General features: G+C 68.7%; 18 protein-coding genes. 9 read left to right on the top strand and 9 right to left on the bottom strand.

Features of this window, described 5'->3' with window-relative positions; genetic code table 11:
* Positions 1-15 precede the first annotated feature (15 nt).
* Genes glnX through AU195_RS11920 form a run of 3 tightly spaced genes read left to right on the top strand, consistent with a single transcriptional unit; the run spans position 16 to position 4,594 of the window.
* The gene (gene glnX / locus AU195_RS11930; RefSeq protein ID WP_059159275.1) at positions 16-1,335 is read left to right on the top strand and encodes a protein kinase G-activating protein GlnX; all 1,320 of its coding nucleotides are present in this window, start codon (positions 16-18) and stop codon (positions 1,333-1,335) included.
* On the top strand, positions 1,335-2,303 hold the full coding sequence (locus AU195_RS11925) for a glutamate ABC transporter substrate-binding protein (protein WP_059159274.1): 969 nt from the start codon (positions 1,335-1,337) through the stop codon (positions 2,301-2,303). Before glnX ends, AU195_RS11925 begins: the two co-directional genes overlap by 1 nt.
* On the top strand, positions 2,303-4,594 hold the full coding sequence (locus tag AU195_RS11920) for a serine/threonine-protein kinase PknG (RefSeq protein ID WP_059159311.1): 2,292 nt from the start codon (positions 2,303-2,305) through the stop codon (positions 4,592-4,594). The genes AU195_RS11925 and AU195_RS11920 overlap by 1 nt, the downstream gene beginning before the upstream one ends.
* A gap of 101 nt (positions 4,595-4,695) precedes the next feature.
* Here the strand turns inward: AU195_RS11920 and AU195_RS11915 are convergent, their stop codons facing one another.
* The 3 genes from AU195_RS11915 to pta all read right to left on the bottom strand — a co-directional run bounded on the left by AU195_RS11915 (position 4,696) and on the right by pta (position 8,751).
* A complete protein-coding gene (locus AU195_RS11915; protein ID WP_059159310.1) occupies positions 4,696-5,376 on the bottom strand; it encodes a TylF/MycF/NovP-related O-methyltransferase in 681 nt (226 codons plus the stop codon).
* A 103-nt stretch (positions 5,377-5,479) separates the two neighbouring features.
* Positions 5,480-6,667: an acetate kinase gene (locus AU195_RS11910; RefSeq protein ID WP_059159273.1), complete on the bottom strand. Its 1,188-nt coding sequence runs from the start codon at positions 6,665-6,667 to the stop codon at positions 5,480-5,482.
* Positions 6,664-8,751 carry a phosphate acetyltransferase gene (gene pta, locus AU195_RS11905; protein WP_286149222.1) on the bottom strand — a complete coding sequence of 696 codons (2,088 nt, stop codon included), beginning with the start codon at positions 8,749-8,751 and terminating at the stop codon, positions 6,664-6,666. Before pta ends, AU195_RS11910 begins: the two co-directional genes overlap by 4 nt.
* Before the next feature lie 278 nt (positions 8,752-9,029).
* Between pta and AU195_RS11900 the strand changes: the two genes are divergently transcribed.
* From AU195_RS11900 to AU195_RS11885, 4 genes are read left to right on the top strand one after another with little or no spacing between them, the layout of a single operon-like run.
* Complete coding sequence (locus AU195_RS11900; protein ID WP_059159271.1) at positions 9,030-10,460, top strand: hypothetical protein; 1,431 nt, start codon at positions 9,030-9,032, stop codon at positions 10,458-10,460.
* Complete coding sequence (locus AU195_RS11895) at positions 10,453-11,847, top strand: glycosyltransferase family 2 protein (protein ID WP_059159270.1); 1,395 nt, start codon at positions 10,453-10,455, stop codon at positions 11,845-11,847. Before AU195_RS11900 ends, AU195_RS11895 begins: the two co-directional genes overlap by 8 nt.
* 25 nt (positions 11,848-11,872) lie before the next feature.
* The gene (locus AU195_RS11890; protein ID WP_059159269.1) at positions 11,873-13,795 is read left to right on the top strand and encodes a hypothetical protein; all 1,923 of its coding nucleotides are present in this window, start codon (positions 11,873-11,875) and stop codon (positions 13,793-13,795) included.
* Complete coding sequence (locus tag AU195_RS11885; RefSeq protein WP_059159268.1) at positions 13,792-15,444, top strand: glycosyltransferase family 39 protein; 1,653 nt, start codon at positions 13,792-13,794, stop codon at positions 15,442-15,444. The genes AU195_RS11890 and AU195_RS11885 overlap by 4 nt, the downstream gene beginning before the upstream one ends.
* Before the next feature lie 3 nt (positions 15,445-15,447).
* Here the strand turns inward: AU195_RS11885 and fgd are convergent, their stop codons facing one another.
* Complete coding sequence (gene fgd, locus AU195_RS11880; protein WP_059159267.1) at positions 15,448-16,458, bottom strand: glucose-6-phosphate dehydrogenase (coenzyme-F420); 1,011 nt, start codon at positions 16,456-16,458, stop codon at positions 15,448-15,450.
* A 62-nt stretch (positions 16,459-16,520) separates the two neighbouring features.
* Here fgd and AU195_RS11875 point away from each other — a divergent pair, with 62 nt between their 5' ends.
* Positions 16,521-17,252 (top strand): MBL fold metallo-hydrolase, encoded by a 732-nt coding sequence (locus AU195_RS11875; protein WP_059159266.1) that lies wholly within the window; start codon positions 16,521-16,523, stop codon positions 17,250-17,252.
* On the opposite strand, the gene AU195_RS11870 is transcribed toward AU195_RS11875, so the two are convergent.
* The gene (locus tag AU195_RS11870; protein WP_059159265.1) at positions 17,249-17,557 is read right to left on the bottom strand and encodes a hypothetical protein; all 309 of its coding nucleotides are present in this window, start codon (positions 17,555-17,557) and stop codon (positions 17,249-17,251) included. The genes AU195_RS11875 and AU195_RS11870 overlap by 4 nt on opposite strands.
* A gap of 20 nt (positions 17,558-17,577) precedes the next feature.
* A complete protein-coding gene (locus AU195_RS11865; RefSeq protein ID WP_059159264.1) occupies positions 17,578-18,072 on the bottom strand; it encodes a GNAT family N-acetyltransferase in 495 nt (164 codons plus the stop codon).
* A gap of 59 nt (positions 18,073-18,131) precedes the next feature.
* On the opposite strand from AU195_RS11865, the gene AU195_RS11860 reads away from it, so the two are divergent.
* Positions 18,132-18,995 carry an SDR family oxidoreductase gene (locus tag AU195_RS11860; protein WP_059159263.1) on the top strand — a complete coding sequence of 288 codons (864 nt, stop codon included), beginning with the start codon at positions 18,132-18,134 and terminating at the stop codon, positions 18,993-18,995.
* Between the two features lie 88 nt (positions 18,996-19,083).
* On the opposite strand, the gene AU195_RS11855 is transcribed toward AU195_RS11860, so the two are convergent.
* Genes AU195_RS11855 through AU195_RS11845 form a run of 3 tightly spaced genes read right to left on the bottom strand, consistent with a single transcriptional unit; the run spans position 19,084 to position 21,086 of the window.
* Entirely contained in the window at positions 19,084-19,464 is a 381-nt protein-coding gene (locus tag AU195_RS11855; RefSeq protein ID WP_059159262.1) for a hypothetical protein, read from the bottom strand.
* Positions 19,465-20,676 (bottom strand): O-succinylhomoserine sulfhydrylase, encoded by a 1,212-nt coding sequence (locus AU195_RS11850; RefSeq protein ID WP_059159261.1) that lies wholly within the window; start codon positions 20,674-20,676, stop codon positions 19,465-19,467.
* On the bottom strand, positions 20,673-21,086 hold the full coding sequence (locus AU195_RS11845; protein ID WP_059159260.1) for a rhodanese-like domain-containing protein: 414 nt from the start codon (positions 21,084-21,086) through the stop codon (positions 20,673-20,675). Before AU195_RS11845 ends, AU195_RS11850 begins: the two co-directional genes overlap by 4 nt.
* Between the last annotated feature and the right edge of the window lie 14 nt (positions 21,087-21,100).

Here is a 21,100-nt window from a genome sequence, read left to right as displayed (position 1 = left end):
GAGGACGGCGCACAGGTGACTGTGGAGTTGGCGCATCCCTCGACCGAGCCGCTCGCGTCCCGGTCGCCGACCACGCCCGCCCACCCGCGCTGGTTCTTCCTGTGGACGACGCCGGGCCGCATCCTCACCATCGGCGTTGTGCTCGCCGCACTCGCGATCGCCAGCGCCTTCGCCACGTCGACGACGATCAACGACCGCCAGCAGGCGCTCACCACCGTCCTCAACCACACCGAACCGCTGTCGTTCGCCGCCGGCGAGTTGTACAGCCGGCTGTCGGTGGCCGACGCCGCCGCCGCGACCGCGTTCATCGCCGGCACCGAACCCCGCGACGTGCGCCAACGCTACGAACAGGCGATCACCGATGCCGCGGTGGCCCTGACCCGGGCCTCGAGCGGGCTGACCGACGAGCAGCTGGTGCAGTTGCTCGGCCGCATCAACGCCGAACTCGCGGTGTACACCGGACTGGTGGAGACGGCGCGGACCAACAACCGGGCGGGCAACCCGGTCGGCTCGTCGTATCTGTCCGAGGCGTCGTCGCTGATGCAGACGAAGATCCTGCCCGACGCCGAACGGCTCTACGAGCGGACCTCGGCGCAGGTCGACCAGGAGACAGGCGCATCGACCCGCATCCCGGCGCCGGTCATCCTCGTGGTGCTGGCGACGTTGCTGTTCGGTCTGTTCGCCAACCGCTGGCTGGCCCGACGGACCCGGCGGCGGGTGAACATCGGGTTCGTCGCAGGCGGGCTGGCGGTGCTGATCATGGTGTTGTGGGTCGGTACCGCGCTGACCATCTCGACGACCGACAGCCGCAGCGCCAAGGGCGCCGGCGCCGAATCGCTCAAGACCATCACCACCCTGGCCATCACCGCCCAGCAGGCCCGCGCCGACGAGACACTGGCGCTGATCCGCCGCGGCGACGAGGAGGTCCGCAAACAGTCGTACTACCAGCGGATCGACGGGATGCAGAAGAAACTGGCGCAGTACCTCGCGCGCGAGGACGCGATCGACAGCACCGACCTGGCCGCCGCCGAGGATCTGCTCTCCCGCTGGCGGGCGGCCGACGACCGGATCAACGCCTACATCGCCGTCGGTAACTACCAGGCCGCCACCCAGGTCGCGCTCGGCACCGGCGAGGACGATTCGACACCCGCGTTCGACAAGCTCAACGACGCGCTGAGCAAGGCGATCGAGCAGAGCCGGAGCCAACTGCGCAACGACATCCTCAATGCCCGGCGGGTGCTGTCGGGTGCGACGGCGGGCGCTGCGGCGCTCAGTGTGATCGCCGCGGTGGCGGTGGCGCTGGGTCTGTGGCCACGACTCAGTGAGTACAGGTGATGAGCATGTCGAGGCTGCTCGCGTCGCTCACCGCCGCGGTGGTGGTGCTGGCGGGTTGCGGACAGGCCGCGTCGGTGGTGCCGACACCCGGTGTGACCCTCGCGCCGCCCACCCCGGCGGGGATGGAGGAGCTGCCCCCCGAGCACGCGCGGCTGCCGATGCCCGAGGCCGACGACTGCAACCGCCGGGCGAGCCTGCGGCCCTTCCCCACCCGCGCCGAGGCCGACGACGCCGTGGCGTACATCCGCGAGCGGGGCAGGCTCATCGTCGGCCTCGACATCGGCAGCAACCTGTTCTCGTTCCGCGATCCGATCACCGGTGACATCACCGGCTTCGACGTCGACATCGCCGGCGAGATCGCCCGCGACATCTTCGGCAGCCCGGCCCAGGTCGACTACCGCATCCTGTCGTCGGCCGACCGGATCATCGCGCTGCAGAACAACCAGGTCGACGTCGTCGTCAAGACCATGACGATCACCTGCGAGCGGAAGAAGAAGGTCGGCTTCTCGACGGTGTACCTCAACGCCAACCAGCGGATCCTGGCCCCCCGCGATTCGGCGATCACGCGGGCCGCGGACCTCTCGGGCCGACGGGTGTGCGTGGTGAAGGGGACGACGTCGCTGCGGCGGGTCCAGCAGATCAGTCCCCCGCCGATCATCGTGTCGACGGTCACCTGGGCCGACTGCCTGGTGGCACTGCAGCAGCGGCAGGTCGACGCGGTCAGCACCGACGACACGATTCTGGCCGGGTTGGTGGCGCAGGACCCGTACCTGCACATCGTCGGGCCGAGCATGAACCAGGAGCCGTACGGGATCGGGGTGAACCTGGAGAACACCGGGCTGGTGCGGTTCGTCAACGGGACGTTGCAGCGCATCCGCAACGACGGCACCTGGTCTGCGCTCTACCGCAAGTGGTTGACGGTGCTGGGCCCCGCGCCCGCACCGCCGGTGGCGAGGTACGTGGACTGATGGCCAGGCCCGAACACGATCTCGACGCCGGCATCGACCCCGGCTTGGAGGAGGATCCCGGCACCCAGCCGGCGAGCCTCGACGACCTCGATCTGGACTCGGCGTCGACGATGCGCCCGATGGCCACCCAGGCGGTGTTCCGGCCGGACTTCGACGACTCCGACAGCATCAGCGTGCACACCGGGGACACCGAACCGCAGGACCACGCGACCACGGCGATCCGGACGCTGTCGCCGGTCCGCAGGCTCGGTGGCGGGCTGGTGGAGATCCCGCGGGTGCCGACCAAGGATCCGCTCGAAGCGCTGATGACCAATCCGGTGGTCGCCGAGAACAAACGCTTCTGCTGGAACTGCGGGCGGCCGGTCGGACGGTCGACGTCGGACGGGAAGGCGCTGTCGGAGGGCTGGTGCCCGCACTGCGGCAGCCAGTACTCGTTCCTGCCCCAGCTCAATCCGGGTGACATGGTCGCCGACCAGTACGAGATCAAGGGCTGCATCGCCCACGGTGGCCTCGGCTGGGTGTATCTCGCGTTCGACCACAACGTCAACGAACGGCCGGTGGTGCTCAAGGGTCTGGTGCACTCCGGTGACGCCGAGGCCCAGGCCATCGCGATGGCCGAGCGGCAGTTCCTCGCCGAGGTGACGCACCCCGGGATCGTGAAGATCTACAACTTCGTCGAACACGACGACAAGCACGGCAGCCCGGTCGGCTACATCGTGATGGAGTACGTCGGCGGGACGTCGCTCAAACAGGCCAGGGGACAACGCCTTCCGGTCGCCCAGGCGATCGGCTACATGCTGGAGATCCTGCCTGCGCTGGGTTACCTGCACTCGCTGGGGCTGACCTACAACGACCTCAAACCCGAGAACATCATGCTGACCGAGGATCAGGTCAAGCTGATCGACCTCGGCGCGGTGTCGACGATCAACTCGTTCGGCTACCTGTACGGCACCCCCGGATACCAGGCGCCGGAGATCGTGCGGACGGGTCCGACCGTGCAGAGCGACATCTACACCGTCGGCCGGACGCTGGCGGCGTTGACGCTCGAATTGCGCACGCGCAAGGGCCGTTACGTGGAGGGTCTGCCCGCCGACGATCCGGTGCTGACGCAGTACGACTCGTTCGGCCGGTTGCTGCGCCGAGCGATCGACCCGGACCCGCGGCGCCGGTTCGCCAGCGCAGAGGAGATGTCGTCACAGCTGCTGGGCGTGCTGCGCGAAGTGGTGGCCCGCGACACCGGTGTCCCGAGACCCGGTCTGTCGACGGTGTTCTCACCCACCCGGTCGACGTTCGGCATCGACCTGCTGGTCGGCCACACCGATGTCTACGTCGACGGGCAGGTGCATTCGGAGAAGCTCACCGCCCAGGAGATCGTGCGGGCGCTGCCCGTACCGCTGGTGGATCCCACCGACGTGGGCGCCGCGGTGCTCTCGGCGAGCGTGCTGAGCCAGCCGGTGCAGACGCTCGATCAGTTGCGTGCCGCCCGACACGGTTCCTTGGACTCGGAGGGCATCGACCTGTCCGAATCGGTCGAGTTGCCGCTCATGGAGGTGCGCGCGCTGCTCGATCTCGGCGACGTCGCGAAGGCCACGCGCAAGCTCGACGATCTGCACACCCGTGTCGGCTGGCGGTGGCGGTTGGTGTGGTTCCGTGCGGTCGCCGCGCTGCTGTCGGCCGACTATGACGCGGCCACAAAGCATTTCACCGAGGTGCTCGACACACTGCCCGGCGAGTTGGCGCCGAAGCTGGCTTTGGCGGCCACGGCCGAACTCTGCGGCTCCGATGCCGAACAGGCGCCGTCGCGCAGGTTCTACGAGACGGTGTGGGGCACCGACCACGGCATCATCTCCGCCGGATTCGGGCTCGCGCGCGCGCAGTCCGCCGAGGGTGACCGCGAGGGTGCCGTGCGCACACTCGACGAGGTTCCCGCCACGTCACGGCATTTCACCACCGCCCGATTGACCAGTGCGGTGACGCTGCTGTCGGGGCGGTCGTCGAGTGAGATCACCGAACAGCAGATCCGCAACGCCGCCCGCCGGGTCGAGGCGCTGCCCGACACCGAACCGCGGGTGCTTCAGATCCGGGCGCTGGTGCTGGGCACCGCCATGGACTGGCTCGTCGACAACTCGGCGAACACCAACCACATCCTCGGATTCCCGTTCACCGAGCACGGATTGCAGCTCGGCGTCGAGGCGTCGCTGCGCGCGCTGGCACGCGTCGCGCCCACCCAGGCGCACCGTTACGCGCTGATCGACCTGGCGAACAGCGTGCGCCCGATGAGCACGTTCTAGCGTTCGGGCCTCGTGACGGGGAGTGCACATGTCACTCCGGGATTCGATATCACCGGCGATATCGCATCCCGCCGGCACCTAGTGGTTCGGTCGGCTTCGCTTCACGCGGTGACCGGCGCGTAGACCAGCACCCGGTGCCCGGCGTCGCGCTCCACGCTGAATCCGGCATGGGCCGCGACATGCTCGTCGGTCGCCTTCTTCGCTCCGCCATAGTCGGAGTAGTCGTCCAGGATCACCCGCGCGCCCGGCGACAACCACGGCGTCACCCGCTCGAGGCACAGCTTCACCGGGTCGTACCAGTCGCAGTCGATGTGCACCAACGCGACCGGCCACTGCGGGTCGAGGGTGTCCTCGAACAAACCCTTGTGGAGGTGAATCCGCTCGCCGGTCGGCACTCCGTAGCGCGCGAACGAGTCGCACACCCGCTCGAACAGATCGTCCACGTAACCGTAGTACGTCTCCCCGCCGAGACCTTCCGAACGGCCCGACGCGATGACCTCGTACCGATTGTGAGCCTTGGCGGGGTCGTTCGGTCCCGGCGGCGGAATCATCGCGAACACGTCGTAGCCGTGGAACGGTCGATCCGGTAACTCGGTGGCCAACAGGATGCCCGATCCTCCCAACGCCAGCCCACATTCGATGACGCATCCGGGTACCTCCCGAACCGCCTCGGCGGCCCGCGAGAGGCTGCGTAGCTTCCGGTATCCAAGATAGGTGAGCTTGTCCCGCCGGATCCTTCGTTGCAGCGGGCTCGCCGCGACGGCTTGAAGTACCTGGTTCACTGCGGGCACTCCGCCCACCAAGTGATGCCCCCCGAATTCATCAGCGCATCCTATGACGAACTCCTTGCGAGTTTCGGGAATTCGCGGTCATCATCTCTGATCGTCACATGACCTCGATGCACGCCCGGGCGATCGCCAACTCCTCGTTGGTCGGGATCACGAGCACTGTGGTGGGCGATGTCTCCGCCGAGATGCGACGCGCGGTGTGCGACGGGCTCTCGTTGAGATGCTCGTCCAACTCGATGCCCAGCCGCCCGAGGCCCGACAGCGCATCGCGCCGCACCGCGGCGTCGTTCTCGCCGACCCCGGCGGTGAAGACGATGACGTCGGCGCCGCCCAGCAGGACGAGGTAGGCCCCGATGTACTTGCGCAACCGGTGGATGTACACCTCGTAGGCGAGTCGCGCGTTCTCGTCACCGCCTTCGATGCGCTGATGCAGCACCCGGAAGTCGATCTCACCGCCGAGACCGCGGACGCCTGCACGTTTGTTGAGCATCGTCTCGATGTCGTCGACACTCATACCCGCGGTGCGCCAGAGGTACACGAGCACGCCGGGGTCGAGATCACCGGACCGGGTGCCCATCACCAGACCTTCCATCGGCGTCAGGCCCATCGAGGTGTCCACGGGCCGGCCTCCGACGATCGCCGACGCGGATGCGCCATTGCCCAGATGCAGCACGATCTGGCTCAACGACGACAACGGGGCGTCGAGGAACAGTGCGGCCTGCTGACTGACGTACTGGTGCGACGTGCCGTGGAACCCGTAGCGCCGGATGTGCCACTGCTCGGCGACGTCCCGGTCGATCGCGTACGTGGCTGCGGCAGCGGGCAAGTCGTGGAAGAAGGCGGTGTCGAAGACCGCGACGTGCGGCAGATCGGGGAAGGCCTTGCGGGCCTCGCGGATGCCGAGCACGGCGGGCGGGTTGTGCAGCGGCGCCATCGGAGCCAGCTCTTCGAGCGTGTCGACCAGTGCGTCGTCGATCACCGTCGGCTCGTAGAGATCTGGGCCACCGTGCACCACCCGATGTCCGACCGCGACCAGTCCGACGCTGCCCAGTTCGGCCCCGGCCTCGTCGAACATGCCGTAGGCGGTGCGCAGAGCGGCCTCGTGGTCGGACACCCGGTCGCTGTGCGTGACCTCCCGCTCACCGCACACCAGACTCGCCGACGAGGAGTCCTCGCCGATGCGCTCGACGATTCCGTCGGCAAGGGACAACCCCGAATCAGGGTCGATCAGTTGGAATTTCAGCGACGAGGAGCCGGAGTTCAGTACCAGAACGGTGCGGGTCATCGCTCCCCCTGTGCCTGGATCGCGGTGATCGCGACCGTGTTGACGATGTCCTCGACCAGGGCGCCGCGCGACAGGTCGTTGACCGGTTGGTTCAGACCCTGCAGCACCGGCCCGATCGCGATGGCGCCTGCGCTGCGCTGCACCGCCTTGTAGGTGTTGTTGCCGGTGTTGAGGTCGGGGAAGATCAGCACGGTGGCCCGCCCGGCGACGGGTGAATCCGGCATCTTGGTCTTGGCGACCGACGGTTCCACGGCGGCGTCGTACTGGATCGGCCCCTCGACGAGCAGGTCCGGTTCTCTTTTGCGCACCAGTTCCGTTGCTGCGCGGACCTTTTCGACCTCGGCACCGGTTCCGGACGTGCCGGTCGAATAGGACAGCATCGCCACCCGCGGCTCGATGCCGAACTGCGCCGCGGTGCGGGCGGAGGAGATGGCGATGTCGGCCAGCTGTTCGGACGTCGGGTCGGGGACGATGGCGCAGTCACCGTAGGCGAGCACGCGGTCGGCCAGGCACATCAGGAAGATGCTCGACACCGTCGACACGTCGGGCAGGGTCTTGATGATCTCGAACGCCGGACGAACCGTGTGGGCGGTCGTGTGCGCCGCACCGGAGACCATGCCGTCGACCATGTCGTTGTGCACCAGCATGGTGCCGAAATACGAGACATCGTGGATGATCTCGCGGGCCTGCTCCACGGTGACGCCCTTGTGCTTGCGCAGTTCGGCGTACTGCTCGGCGAACTGGTCGCACAGGTCGCTGGTGCGCGGATCGAGCACCGCCGCGGCGCTCAGGTCGACGCCGAGTTCGGCCGCGCGGGCCCGCACCCGCGCCTCCTCACCGAGGATCGTCAGATCTGCGACGCCGCGCTGCAGAAGCCGCCCCGCCGCCTTGAGGATGCGGTCATCGTCACCCTCGGGAAGCACGATGCGCTTGCGGTCCGCGCGCGCCCGGTCGAGGAGCTGATAGGTGAACATCTGCGGCGTGATGACGGTCGGGATCGGAATCGCCAACCGGCTCAACAGCTCCGCGGTGTCGACGTGGGTCTCCATCAGCGTCAGCGCGGTGTCGATCTTGCGCGCCGACGCCGCGGTCACCCGCCCCCTGGTGCCCGCCACCCGACTGGCGGTCTCGAACGTGCCGTAGTCGGTGGCGACGATCGGCAGTCGTAGTTTCAGGCCGGCGACCAGCCTGGCGATCGAAGGATGCAGATCCAGCCCACCGTTGAGGATGATGCTCGACAGCGACGGGAACCCCTCGGCCGAATGCGCGCTCGCCACGGCGAGGACGACGTCGGACCGATCGCCCGGCGTGACCACCGTGACACCCTCGGTCAACCGTTCCAGGACGTGCTCGGCGGTCATCCCGGCGACCAGCACGTCCATCGCCTCCCTGTGGAGGAGCTTCTCGTCACCGCTGATCACGGTGCCGTCGACGGAGTCGCGCAGTTCGGCGACCGAGGGCGCGACCAACAGGGGCTCCTCGGGCAGGACGTAGACCTGCGGGGCGCCGTCGCGCTTCAGCGCCTCACGCACCTCGGCAAGCCGGTCCGGATCACACCGGTTGGCCACCACCGCGGCGGTGTGGGCGTGCTGGGCGGCGATCTCGTCGAGGCAGACCTCGACGACCTGGACGACCTCGTCCGGGGTGCGCCCGCGCGCCTTGACGGCGAGGACGACGGGCGCGCTGAGGTTGGCGGCGATACGCGCGTTCATCGACAGCTCGCTGGGGCTGGCCACATCGGTGTAGTCGCTGCCCACGATCAGCACCGCGTCGCACCGGTCGGCGACGCGGTGGAAGCGGTCGACGATGTCGCCGAGCGCATCGTCGGGGTTCTCGTGCAGGTCGTGGTAGCTGACCCCGACGCACTCCTCGTACGGCAGGCCCGCTGTGGCGTGGGCGAGCAGCAGCTCGAGGATGTAGTCCCGCGCCGGACCCTGCCGGGTGATGGGCCGGAACACCCCGACCCTGGCCGCGGTGGCCGTCAGACGGTCGAGCAGCCCGAGCGCGATGGTCGATTTTCCTGTGTCACCTTCCGGCGACGCGACGTAGATGGCGGATACGCGCGGTGCGGTCTCGTCAGACACCCTCACAGCCTGCCGCATCAGCGCCATCGCGGCCAACAGGCCGATCGACCCTTGGAAAACGGTCCGACACAGACAGGTTTGGTTATTGCATAACTATTTGCTACCTTCGCACGCACATGTCACATACGTGTGCGTCAATAACTTACTTGCGAGTCAGGAATGCCGTGGGAACTGCTACTTCTGCAGATATCGCACCACTGCCGGTCGACGTCCCAAAAACGACGCCATCAGTGCATGGCGTTACTGCAATCGCTCATGCGAAGCCGTTAGCGTCCCTAATGGAGATCGGCGGCGCGTCGGTCTCCACCTCCATCCGCCGGCGGTGGATCGCGCGTCGGCTGGCGATCGCGGTCGTCCTCACCGCGGTCGCCTACGGCCAGACCTACGCCGCCACCCTCGCCGATTCGGTGGCCGGATCGCGCACACCGGTGCTTGCGGCGCTGCCTTTTCTGGTCGTGCTCATCGCCGCCGGTCACCGGACACCGCCGCGCGGTGTCGGCGACACCGAGTCGAACTGGATCATCGCCGTCATGGTGGCCGCTCCCGCGCTCGCCGGATTCGAACTCCTCCGGCACCGGCTGCCGAGCCTTTCGGCACTCTGGCATCTTCCTGACTTCGGCGCGATCGTGTGGTTCGCCGCGCTGCTCACCGTGCTGTTCGGCGTGCGGCACGTCGTGCGGATGTGGCCGCTGTGGATCTTCGCGGTCGGTTTCGCCAGTCCCCTTCCCTCGCTCCTGATGACCGCCGTCCTCGGCGGGTCGGACATCGCAGCCGCGGCACCCGCCGTTGCCGCCGGTGCCGTCGCCGTCTTCCTGGCGTGCCCGGCGGTCGCCCTGCTGCGACGGCTCGTCGCGGCGTCGACGTGCTTCCTCGTCGCGACCACGGTCGTTCTCACAGCCGGACCGCACCTGCCGCTGACGGTGACGGCGCTGGTCGTCGGGGCCGCGCTCCCGGTCGCCACGACAGTGCTGTCCCGGCGCCGCGCCGCGTCGTCCGGCGTCCCGACGTGGTCGCCGCCGCACCACAACTCGGCTCGGTCGCTGGCAGCGCTCGCCGTCATCGCCACGGCCCTCGCCGTGCTGAACCCCGCCACGGTCCGGCCCGCACCGCTGCCCACCGCCGCGCCGGGCTGGATCGAGGCGGCCGGGTTGACCGCGTCGTCGTCCTACGCTTTCATCACCCGCTACGCCGGCCCGGCCGCCACGTTCGTGCGATATCGCCCCACAACGCGCCCGGGCTCCCCGGCGCTCGCCGTCGACGTCATCACCACACCGCACCGTGCGGCCCTCACCGCGATCGGCGACCCGAGCTGGTACCCCGCGTCCCTACCGGTCGACTTCCGTCCCGCTCCCCCCGCGTCGGGACTGCCGGCCGGCGCGCGCATCGCCCACACGAACGCGGACGCCGCCCGCGACGGCGACAGCCAGGACTGGGTGGCGATCGCGTGGGACTGGCAGACCGGCGAAGTCGTCCAGCGGGTCACTGTCGTGGCGGACCAGTCGCTGACCGACGCCGGCCGACCGCCCGAGCCGTCACCGGTGCGCCTGCTCGACGTGTCACTGCGGCCCGCACTGTGGATCGCCCGGCAACAACCCCACGCGACGGGAGATGTCGACGACCTCGTGCTCCGGCAGGTGGTCGGGCTGGCAGTCCGGCTCAGCGCGGCCGGCACCGCCCATCCGGCGGACGGTCCGGCGGCCGATGCCTGACACGTCGCGCACCCTGCTGCCCGCGCACATGTCGGCGCGCGGGCTGCTCGGGCCGCGGTCCCTGACGCTGGCCGCCGCGGCCCTCGCTGCTCTCGCCGCCGCGGTCTGGGCATGGCCGTCGATCGTCGCGCCGGCCCTCACCGGGGTGATCGCGTGCGCGTACCTGGTGTCCACCGCCGACCGCAATCACCTGCTGTTCAAGGGCCTTCGGATGTCGAGCCTCGTCACCGTCGGCGCCGAGGAGGCCAGGGCCATCCCCGACCACGAACTCCCCGTGTACACGGTGCTCCTCCCGGTCTACGACGAACCGACCATCGTGACCAACCTGATCAACGGGGTCGGTCGGCTCGACTATCCGTCGGACAAACTGGAGATCCTCCTGCTCATCGAGGAGGACGACATCGCCACGCAGGAGGCGCTGCTGGGCGCCGACCTGCAGTCGGCGCGGATCGTGATCGTGCCGCACAGCCTGCCCAAGACCAAGCCCAAGGCCTGCAACCACGGCATGTCGCTTCCCGATCTGCGCGGTGAGTATCTGACGATCTACGACGCAGAGGACATCCCTGACCCGCTGCAACTGCGGCGCGCGGTCGCCGCCTTCCGTCGGATGCCCGCCGAGATCGGTTGTCTGCAAGCCCGGCTCGGCTACTTCAACGAACGCCAGAACCTGCTGACCAGATTCTTCTCCCTCGAATACGACCAGTGGTTCGGTGTCGTCCTGCCCGCCGTGGAGAACTCCGGGTGTGTGGTTCCCCTCGGGGGCACGTCGAATCACATGTCCGTGCGCGTGTGGCGGGAGATCGGTGGCTGGGACGAGTTCAACGTCACCGAGGACGCCGACCTCGGTGTGCGGTTGGCGCGGCACGGCTACCGCACCCTCATCCTCGACTCGGTCACTCTGGAGGAGGCCAATTCCGATGTGGTGAACTGGATCCGGCAGCGCTCGCGTTGGTACAAGGGTTACCTGCAGACGATGCTCGTTCATCTGCGCACGCCCGCGACGCTGCGTCGCGAACTGGGCACCAAGGGCTTCCTCCGGTTCATCAACATGACCGGGGGCGTGCCGATGACGAGTGCGCTCAACGTGGTCTTCTGGTTCACCCTGTTCGTCTGGGTGCTGGGCAGGCCCGACGCGATCGGCGCGCTGTTTCCGCCGGTCACCTATTACGTGTGTCTGCTCCTCCTCCTGATCTGCGCGCCCCTGTCCGTGTTCGCAGGGCTGATCGTCACCGCGGCACTGGGCAAACCGCATCTGTGGTGGGCGGCGCTGTTGGCACCGCTGTACTGGATGTTGCAGTCCGTCGCCGCGGTCAAGGCCATCTATCAGCTCCTCGCCCGACCCTCGTTCTGGGAGAAGACCGTTCACGGTCTGTCCCCCTCCGCATGACCCTCCCACCCGACGAAGGACCTCGATGAACGTTCTCACCCGCGCCGTCACCGCACTCGTCGTCGCCGGCCTCGCGCTGGTCACATCGAGCCCTCCTGCGGCGCAGGCGGACCCGGCGAACACCGTGGTGACCGGAAGCGGCGCGGCAGGACAGATCCGGTGGGAATCGCTCGGTGTCGCGGAGCGCATGGACCTGATCGGCGAGAATCAGCCCGCCGACGTGTCCATCCCGGTGCCGACCGGGGTTCGGCCCAACACCTTGACCGGTCAGGTCGGCTCGGTGGTGAACGTGACCGACGGACGGATCGAGGTCATGGACGGGCGCGACACCATCCTCGGTTCCTTCCCGGTGCCCCGCGAGGCGGAGTCGAAACCGTTCACCGTCAACATCTCCGGCGCCCAGATCGTCGACGGCAGCGCCACGCTCCGGTTCGTGCTGCGCGATCGCGGCCCGGTCGCCGACAGTTGCAGCCAGCCGCCGTCGCTGTCGCTCACCCAGCTCGGCAACTCGTTCTCCGGACCGACCCCCGATCCGCGAACCGTGTCGGACTTCCTGCCCGGTTACCTCGACGAGATCGTCATCCGTGTCGGGCCGTCGCCGACACCGTCCGAACAGCAGGCCGCACTGACACTCGTCGCCGAACTGACCCGTCTGTACCGCCCCATGCCGGTGCGGATCGACATCGACACCTCCGACGCTCCGCCGGCGAAGGGCACACCGGGACGCCGGGTGATCGAGATCAGCGAGGGCGGGAAGGGGTCGATGGCGGTCAGGAATCCCGGCACACCGGCGGCGGTCCTCGCGGTCGGCGGATCCGGTGAGGAACTGGTACGCCAGGTGGACCTGTTCGCCGACCGCCGCTTCACGCTCGCCCAAAGCGATTCAGCGGCAACGCTGTACGCCACGCCGAACCGCACGCAGTCGACCGACATCAAGACCTTCGCCCAGCTGGGCATGACCGGTGAGGCGTCGGTGCTCGGCACCACCACCCTCTACGCCGGGTTCGACGTCGCCAGGTTCGCCGTCGGACCCATCACCGACGCGACGGTGCACCTCAAAGCCAGGTACACACCCGTGGTCGGCGGCGAGGCGTCGGTCCTGATCCGGTCGGGGACGACCGTACTGGCCACCCGCCGTCTCGACGAGTCGGGCGTGCTCGACCTGACCGGTGACATCCCGGCGGAGTCGATCACGTCGAACGTGGGGATGGCGTTGGAGCTGCGCTACGTGCCCGACCAGGAGTGCGCACCGATGAACGACCGGATGACGTTCGCGCTCGACCCGCAGTCGACCGTCACCGTCACCCCCGGCCTGCGCAACCGCGGCGGCTTCCCGGTGCTGCCGATGGCGTTCACCCCCGACTTCGACGTCGCGATCGACGCTCCCGGACACCTCCGGTACGCCGCGGCGGCGATCAATTTGATGGGCCAGCAGACCGGCGAGACACTGCGGCCGCGCGTCACGACGTTCGACGCCGCCGCCGCGTCCGGCACCGGCCTGCTCGTCGTCGGTGAAGGGGCGGAACTCGCCGCAGCGGGGATGACCCCGCCGCTGCTGCCCGGCGCCCCGAACACGTTCGGCATCAGCGGATCACCGGAGACCGAGGTCGACTTCAGCGGTCCGCTCGGGGTCCTGCAGGTGTTCACCCACAATGCCCGCACCGTGCTGTCGATCAGTGGGACCCGGGACTGGGCGTTGGTGGACGACGCGTTCGACCACATCCGCGGACTGCCGGACCGGTGGGCGTCGTTGACCGGTGACGTCGTCGCCACCGGTGCGGCCCATCAGACGGTGAACCTGACGGTGCGGGAGGGCGGCGCGCTCGTCAACGAGTACCCGGGTGACCCGTGGAAGTGGTGGGCGGTGCTGTCACTGGCCACCGGCGCGGCCGTGACGATCGCGGCCGTGGTGTTCGTGCTGATGCGACGTCGCCGCCGCCTCCGGTGACGGCGGACGCCCCGCGGCGCATCTGGGGCGTCGCGCTGTTCGCCGCGCTGAGCGCGTTGTACTTCACCGTCGGTGCGCTACTTGTCCTGCGGTTCAACATGTTCGATCCCGACTCGCCGAGCCGGGTGGCCAACGCCGGATACGTGTTGATGAGCCGTCAACCGCACCTCTCGGCCATCGGGTTCGTGTGGAATCCGCTGCCGAGCCTGGTCGAGATCCCGGTGTTGACGCTCGCCGACTGGTGGCCGGCGCTCAAGACCCACGGCCTCGCGGGCGTGGTGCAGAGCGCGCTGTTCATGGCGGGCGCCGCCGTCATGGTCCGGCGGATTGCCCTCGACCGCGGTGTCGGCGCAGTCTGGCGGTGGCTGGCCGTCGCGTGCTTCGCGCTGCACCCGATGATCGTCACCTACGGCGCCTCGGGCATGAGCGAGGCCGCGGAGACGTTCGCGCTGGTGTGGTGCGTCCGGCACCTTATGCAATGGGTGAACGGAAACCGGGTCGGTGACCTCGCCTGGGCGGGAATAGCTCTCGGCGTCGGGTACCTGTCGCGCTACGAGGCGGTGCCCGCGGCGTGCGGGGCGGCGCTGGTGGTGGCCGCGGTCGCCGTTCAGCGTGCGCGGCCCGGTCAGCGGGTGAATTCGGTGATCCTTCACGTCCTGATCGTGATGTTCCCTCTCGTGTCGGCGTTCGCGATCTGGGCGCTGACCGGGTGGGTGGTGTCGGGCGAACTCTTCGCGACGTTGTCCTCGCAGTACGGCAACGACAGTCAGGTCGCCGCGGCGATGGACCGGGCGAGCCCGCTGGCGGGTGCGGCGTCCGACGACTGGGTCGTGATCGCGGCGCGGCTGCTCGGCATGCAACCGTTCGTCCTGATCGCCGCTGCGGGCGCTGCCGCGTGGGCGGTCCTCCGCCGCAACATCACCGCCCTCGTCCCGGTCGCCACCCTCGGCCCTGTTCTGGTCTTCGCCGCGTGGGGTCAGTTCACGTCGACCACGTTCGGCTGGTTCCGGTTCTACCTGCTCGCGATCCCGCTCGTCATCTGTATCGCGCTGGCGTTCTGGCAGCCCCGCGCCCGGCGCGCGACCACCGCGCAACGGTCCGACGCGGTCGCGAGCCGCGTCGGCGCCGGGTTGTTGAGCGCATCGCTGGTCATCGGCATCCCGGTCACCGTCACGGCGATGTCCGACGAGCGGATCGGCAACCAGCAGTTGCAGTTCGGGCTCAGATCGCTGACCGACCCACAGCGGTATCCGTCCGCGGAGCAGTGGTACCGGCGGTTGATGGTCAACGACCGCGAACTGGCGGCCTACTTCGATCGCAAGCGCCTGCCCGAGGGCGCAGTGCTGATGGACACCTTCAACACGTGGGGCGTCTGGCTGGGTTCCCAACGGCCGAAGCAGTTCGTCATCACCAGCGACTATGACTTCACCGCAACCCTCAACCGCCCGTGGGACTTCGGGGTGCAGTACATCGTCGCGAGCAATCCCGGGATCAGCGACGCCGACGCCCTGAACGTCCGGTACCCGACGCTGTGGCAGGACGGCGCCGGGCTGGGGACGCTCGTGCACTCGGTGTACGGCGCCACCGGCGACGAACGGTTCCGGGTCTACCGGGCGACCGGCAGGCCCGCGCCGCCGACGGCGGGGTGAGCCTCAGCCGAGCTTGCGCAGCCGCGGCTCGAGGTCGCGCTGGAACAACTCCAGGAAGCGGCGCTGGTCGTGCCCGGGCGCGTGGAACACCAAGTGGTTCAGGCCCCACCCCACGTAGTCCTTGACCTTATCCACCGCCTCGTCGGGATCCGACGCCACGATCCACCGCTTGGCCACCTGCTCGATCGGCAACTCGTCGGCGGCCTTCTCCATCTCGATCGGATCGTCAATGCTGTGCTTCTGCTCGGCCGTCAACGACAACGGCGCCCAGAACCGCGTATTCTCCAGCGCCAGTTCCGGATCGGTGTCGTACGAGATCTTGATCTCGATCATCTTGTCGACATCGTCGACGTTCTTGCCCGCGGCGTCGGCACCTTCGGCCACCGCGGGCATCAACTTGTCCTTGTACAGCTCCTCGCCCTTGCCCGAGGTGCAGATGAAGCCGTCACCGGCACGGCCGGCGTACTTCGCCACCACCGGTCCACCCGCGGCGATGTACACCGGCACACCGCCTTCGGGGACGTCGTAGATCGATGCGCCCTTGGTGCGGTAGTACTCGCCGTCGAAGTCGACACGGTCACCGAGCCACAACTCGCGCATCAACCGCACCGACTCCCGCAGCCGAGCGAACCGCTCCTTGAAGTCCGGCCACTCCCCCTCATAACCGGTCGCGATCTCGTTGAGCGCCTCACCGGTGCCCACCCCGAGGAAGATCCGGCCCGGGTACAGACACGCCATCGTCGCGAACGCCTGCGCGATCACCGCCGGGTTGTACCGGAACGTCGGCGTCAGCACCGACGTCCCCAACTGCAACCGCTCGGTGCGCTCACCCACCGCGGTCATCCACGCCAACGAGAACGGCGCATGCCCACCCTCGTGACGCCACGGCTGAAAATGGTCACTGACCGTCGCACTGTCCATCCCGTGCGCCTCGGCCGCCACCGCCAACTCCACCAATTCGCGCGGCGCGAACTGCTCCGCCGACGCCTTGTAACCGAGTTTGAGTTCAGCCATGGTCTCTCCCTGCTCCTCGCGTGCGCACGACTCGTTTCTACTCCTCTGCCTACACTCGCGGCATGGCAGCAGCCCTCACGGCCGTCACCGACCGGGTCCACCTGGCGCAGACCGACCTGGTGAACTGGACTCTGGTGGCCGACGACGGGGGCGTGGTGCTCATCGACGCCGGCTATCCCGGTCACCGCGCCGACGTCCTGGATTCGTTGCGGCGGTTGGGTTTCGGTATCGACGACATCCGCGCGATCCTGTTGACACACGCCCACATCGACCACTTCGGTTCGGCGATCTGGTTCGCCGAGACGCACGGTGTGCCGGTCTACACCCACGCCGACGAGGTCGGCCACGCCAAACGCGACCACCTGGAGCAGGTCTCACCGCTCGAGGTGGCCAGGCATGCATGGCGGCCACGCTGGCTGACGTGGTCGCTCACGATCATCCGCAAGGGCGGTACGTACCGCGGCGGCATCCCGACCGCGCAGGCCCTGACCGACGAGGTCGCCGCGACGCTGCCCGGAACACCGAGGGCGGTCCCGACGCCCGGTCACACGGGCGGGCACTGTTCCTACATCGTCGACGGCGTACTGGTCAGCGGGGACGCCCTGGTGACCGGCCACCCCCTGCTCGCCGACACCCGGCCGCAACTGCTGCCCGAGCTGTTCAACCACGATCAGGCGCGGTGTGTGGCCAGCCTCGCCGCGTTGGCGTCGCTCGAGACCGATGTGCTGCTGCCCGGCCACGGTCCGCTGTGGCGGGGGCCCATCCGCGAGGCCGCGCAGGCGGCCGCGCGCTAGGTGAGGATCCGGTAGCCGAGCAGGAACACCGCGGTCAGGCACAGACCGCAGGCCACCACGATCGTGGGCATCAGGATCATGTGGTCGAGTTCTTCGGGGTCGAGCGCGTCACCCTGCACGGGGCCGAACAGGAGCCGCCCCGGCCCGGTTTCCCGCAGCCGCCGGGTCAGGCGGCCGAGCACGTGCCGGTCGGCGCGGCGGCCGATGAACGCCCTCAGCGTCACGCCCACGGCGGTGATGACGGCCGCCGCCAGGAGGATCAGCCACCCCGCGGCCGCCTGTGACACCCCCACCGCCAACGGCACTGCGCCAGCTTACAAAGCGGTCACCGCAGCAGTTTGGCGAAGGCCACGGGGTACACCTCGCCCTCCGCCGGCAGGGGTTCGGCGAGGCGCTGATACCCGGTTGCGAGGTAGAGCGCCTCGGCCTCGGGCTGTCGGTCACCGGTGGTGAGGTAGATCCGGCGATAGCCGCGGGCGGCGATCTCGTGCTCCAGCACGGTGAGCAGGGCGCGGCCGTAGCCCCTCCGGCGATGCGCGCTGTCGGTCCAGATGCGCTTGAGTTCGGCGGTCTCGGCTCCCTCGACCACACCGAAGCGGCGGAACGCCCCGCCGGTGACGGGGGTGTCGCCGAGCAGTCCGACCAGCATGGCGCCGTCCGGCGGGGCGAACTCGGCAGCCGGATACCGGCGCAGCCACGCCAGGATCGCCTCGGCGCGGCCCTCGTAGCGGTCGGCGTATTCGACGGCGAGTTCAGCGAGCAGGGGTTCGGCCAGCGGGTCGGTCTGGTCCACGGCCACGAACCGCAGGTCCTCGATCACCGGATCACCCTTTCAGACCCTCTTCCGATCAAAATTTGACACCTGTAAAGTTCGGCGGCATGGACAACATCAGTGGCAAGACCATCGCGATCACCGGCGCCGCTCGCGGTATCGGTTACGCCACGGCGAAGGCTCTGCTGGCGCGCGGCGCGCGCGTCGTCATCGGCGATCGCGACGTGGCGCTGCAGGAGTCGGCGGTCGCCCAGCTGACCAAGCTGGGACCGGTGTCGGGGTATCCGCTCGATGTCACCGACCGCGAGTCGTTCGCGACGTTCCTGGACAAGGCCCGCACCGACGGCGGCGGTCACATCGACGTGCTGATCAACAACGCCGGCGTGATGCCGATCGGGCCGTTCCTCGGTCAGTCCGAACAGGCGATCCGGTCGTCGATCGAGGTCAACCTCTACGGCGTGATCGCCGGATGCCAGCTGGCGCTGCCCGACATGATCGCCCGGCGGCGCGGTCACATCATCAACATCGCGTCGCTGTCCGGGGTCATCCCCGTCCCGGGTCAGGTGGTGTACGTCGGCGCGAAGTTCGGCGTGGTGGGGCTGTCGGCGGCGCTGGCCGACGAGATGGCGCCGCACGGTGTGCACGTCTCGGTGGTGATGCCCCCGTTCACCCGGACCGAGTTGATCTCGGGAACCAAGGAGACGGCGGGGACCAAGCCGGTCGAACCCGAGGACATCGCGGCGGCGATCGTCAAGACCCTCGACAAGCCGAAGACGCACGTGTCGGTGCCGCCGTTCCTGCGGTTCACCGCGCAGGCGGCCCAGTTGCTCGGGCCGCGCGGACGCCGCTGGATGAACAGGAAGCTCGGGCTGGACAACGTGTTCCTCGAGTTCGACACCGCCGAGCGCAAGAGCTACGAGGACCGGGCGCAGACGGCGCTCGGGGTGGTCGAGGGCGGCGAGAAAGGCTAGCCCGGCCTTCGAACGTGCGCTCACTGCGAAGAATGCGGCCGGATCTCGCAGTGGACGCACGTTCGGCGAGACCTGCCCCCGGCCCGCCCTAGGCGAACTCCGGCGCGGGATCCCCTGCGCGGTACGCCTCGATGGTCTCGAGGTGTTCGAGCAGGGCGTAGGCCGAGAAGACGTAGTCGGCCCCGTCCGCGCCCGCCCCGACCAGGATCACGTGCCACTCCTCGTCCTCGGTCAGCCAGATCCGCGTCACCGTCTCGACGGTCTCGTCGTCCGACTCGAAACCCGAGGGCGGGAAGTACCACGTGACCATCTCGTCACTCGAGTTGTCGACGTCGAATTCCCACCCGCGGGAAGTGATCACGTCGTCGACGACCAGACCGTCGTCTTCGGCCTCCGGCGTCCAGCGCGGCCCACGCGCCGCCTGGCGCTTACGCCGGCGCGCCTTCTTCGCCTCCGAACGCCGCGACACTCAGCTCAGCGCCCGGTCGAGGTCGCGGATCAGATCGTCGGTGCCCTCCAGCCCGACCGACACCCGCACCACGCCGTCGCCCAGACCGATCGCGGCCCGGCCCTCCGGGCCCATCGCCCGGTGGGTCGTGGTGGCGGGGTGGGTGATCAAGGACTTGGCGTCGCCGAGGTTGTTGGAGATGTCGATCAACTCCAGCTTGTCGAGCACCTCGAAGGCCCGGTCCTTGCCACCGGAGAGCTCGAAGGTGACGACGGTGCCGCCGCCACTCATCTGCCGCTTCGCCAGGTCGTACTGCGGATGCGACTCCAGGAACGGATACTTCACCCAGCTCACCGATGAATGCCCCTCGAGGAACTCGGCGATCCGCTGCGCCGACCGGTTCGAGTAGTCCACCCGCACCGCCAGCGTCTCGAGCCCCTTCAGCAGCGTCCAGGCGTTGAACGCGCTGATCGCCGGGCCGGTGTGGCGCATCAGCTTCTGCACCGGGCCGTCGATGTACTCCTGCGAACCGAGGACCGCGCCGCCGAGCACCCGGCCCTGCCCGTCGATGTGCTTGGTGCCGGAGTACACCACCACGTCGGCGCCCAACGGCATGCCCTGCTGCAGCAGAGGTGTCGCGAAGACGTTGTCCAGCACCACCTTTGCGCCCGCCGCATGCGCCAGGTCGCAGACCGCGGCGATGTCGACCAGCGACTGCATCGGGTTCGACGGCGTCTCGAAGAACACCGCCTGGGTGGGCACCGACAGCGCTTCCTCCCACTGCGAGAGGTCGTCGCCGTCGACGAACACCGTCTCCACACCCCAGCGCGGCAGGATCTCGTTGCAGACCACGAAACAGGAGCCGAACAGGCTGCGCGCGGCGACCAGTCGGTCGCCGGCCCCCAGCAGCGCGCCCAGGGACGTGAACACCGCGGCCATGCCGGTGGCCGTGGCGAAGCACGCGGGCGCACCCTCGATCAGCCGCAGTCGCTCCTCGAACATCGAGATGGTCGGGTTGCCGTACCGCGAGTACACATACCGGTCGATCTCTCCGGTGAACGCCTTCTCCGCCTCGGCGGCCGACGCGTACACGTACCCCGAGGTGAGGTACAGGGCCTCGGCGGTCTCCTCGAACCCGGACCGCAGCAGGCCGCCGCGCACGCCGATGGTGGCCGGACCGACCCCTTCGGGCAGTTCGGCGGGGCGCCGAACCGATGGTTTGTCAGAACTCATGACTGTTTCCAGGGCAGCCCCACGGCCTTCCAGCCGGTGCGGCCGCGGTGCTTCTGGTCGTCGAGGTCACCTTCGAAGCCGTCGAGGATGTTGTACGACGGCCCGATCCCCGCCTCGGTCGCGGCTTCGGCGGCGCCGATCGAGCGGTTGCCGGAGCGGCACAGGAACACCACCGGGCGCTCACCGGGCTCGATGCCCGCGGCCTTCAGATCGTCGACGAACCCCTGGTTGCGGGTGCCGTCGGTCCGGTTCCACTCGATGAACACGGCATCGCGGGACAACGACGACAGATCCGGCACCCCGACGAAGCGCCACTCGGCGTCGGTGCGGACGTCGACCAGCACCGCGTTCGGGTCGCCGTCGAGGATCTGCCAGGCCTCCTCGGGCGTGATGTCTCCCGCATAACTCACGGCCGTGAGTCTCG

This window comes from Mycobacterium sp. IS-1496 (assembly GCF_001499995.1).
Lineage (GTDB): Bacteria > Actinomycetota > Actinomycetes > Mycobacteriales > Mycobacteriaceae > Mycobacterium.
This window is presented reverse-complemented; position numbering and strand designations above follow the sequence as displayed.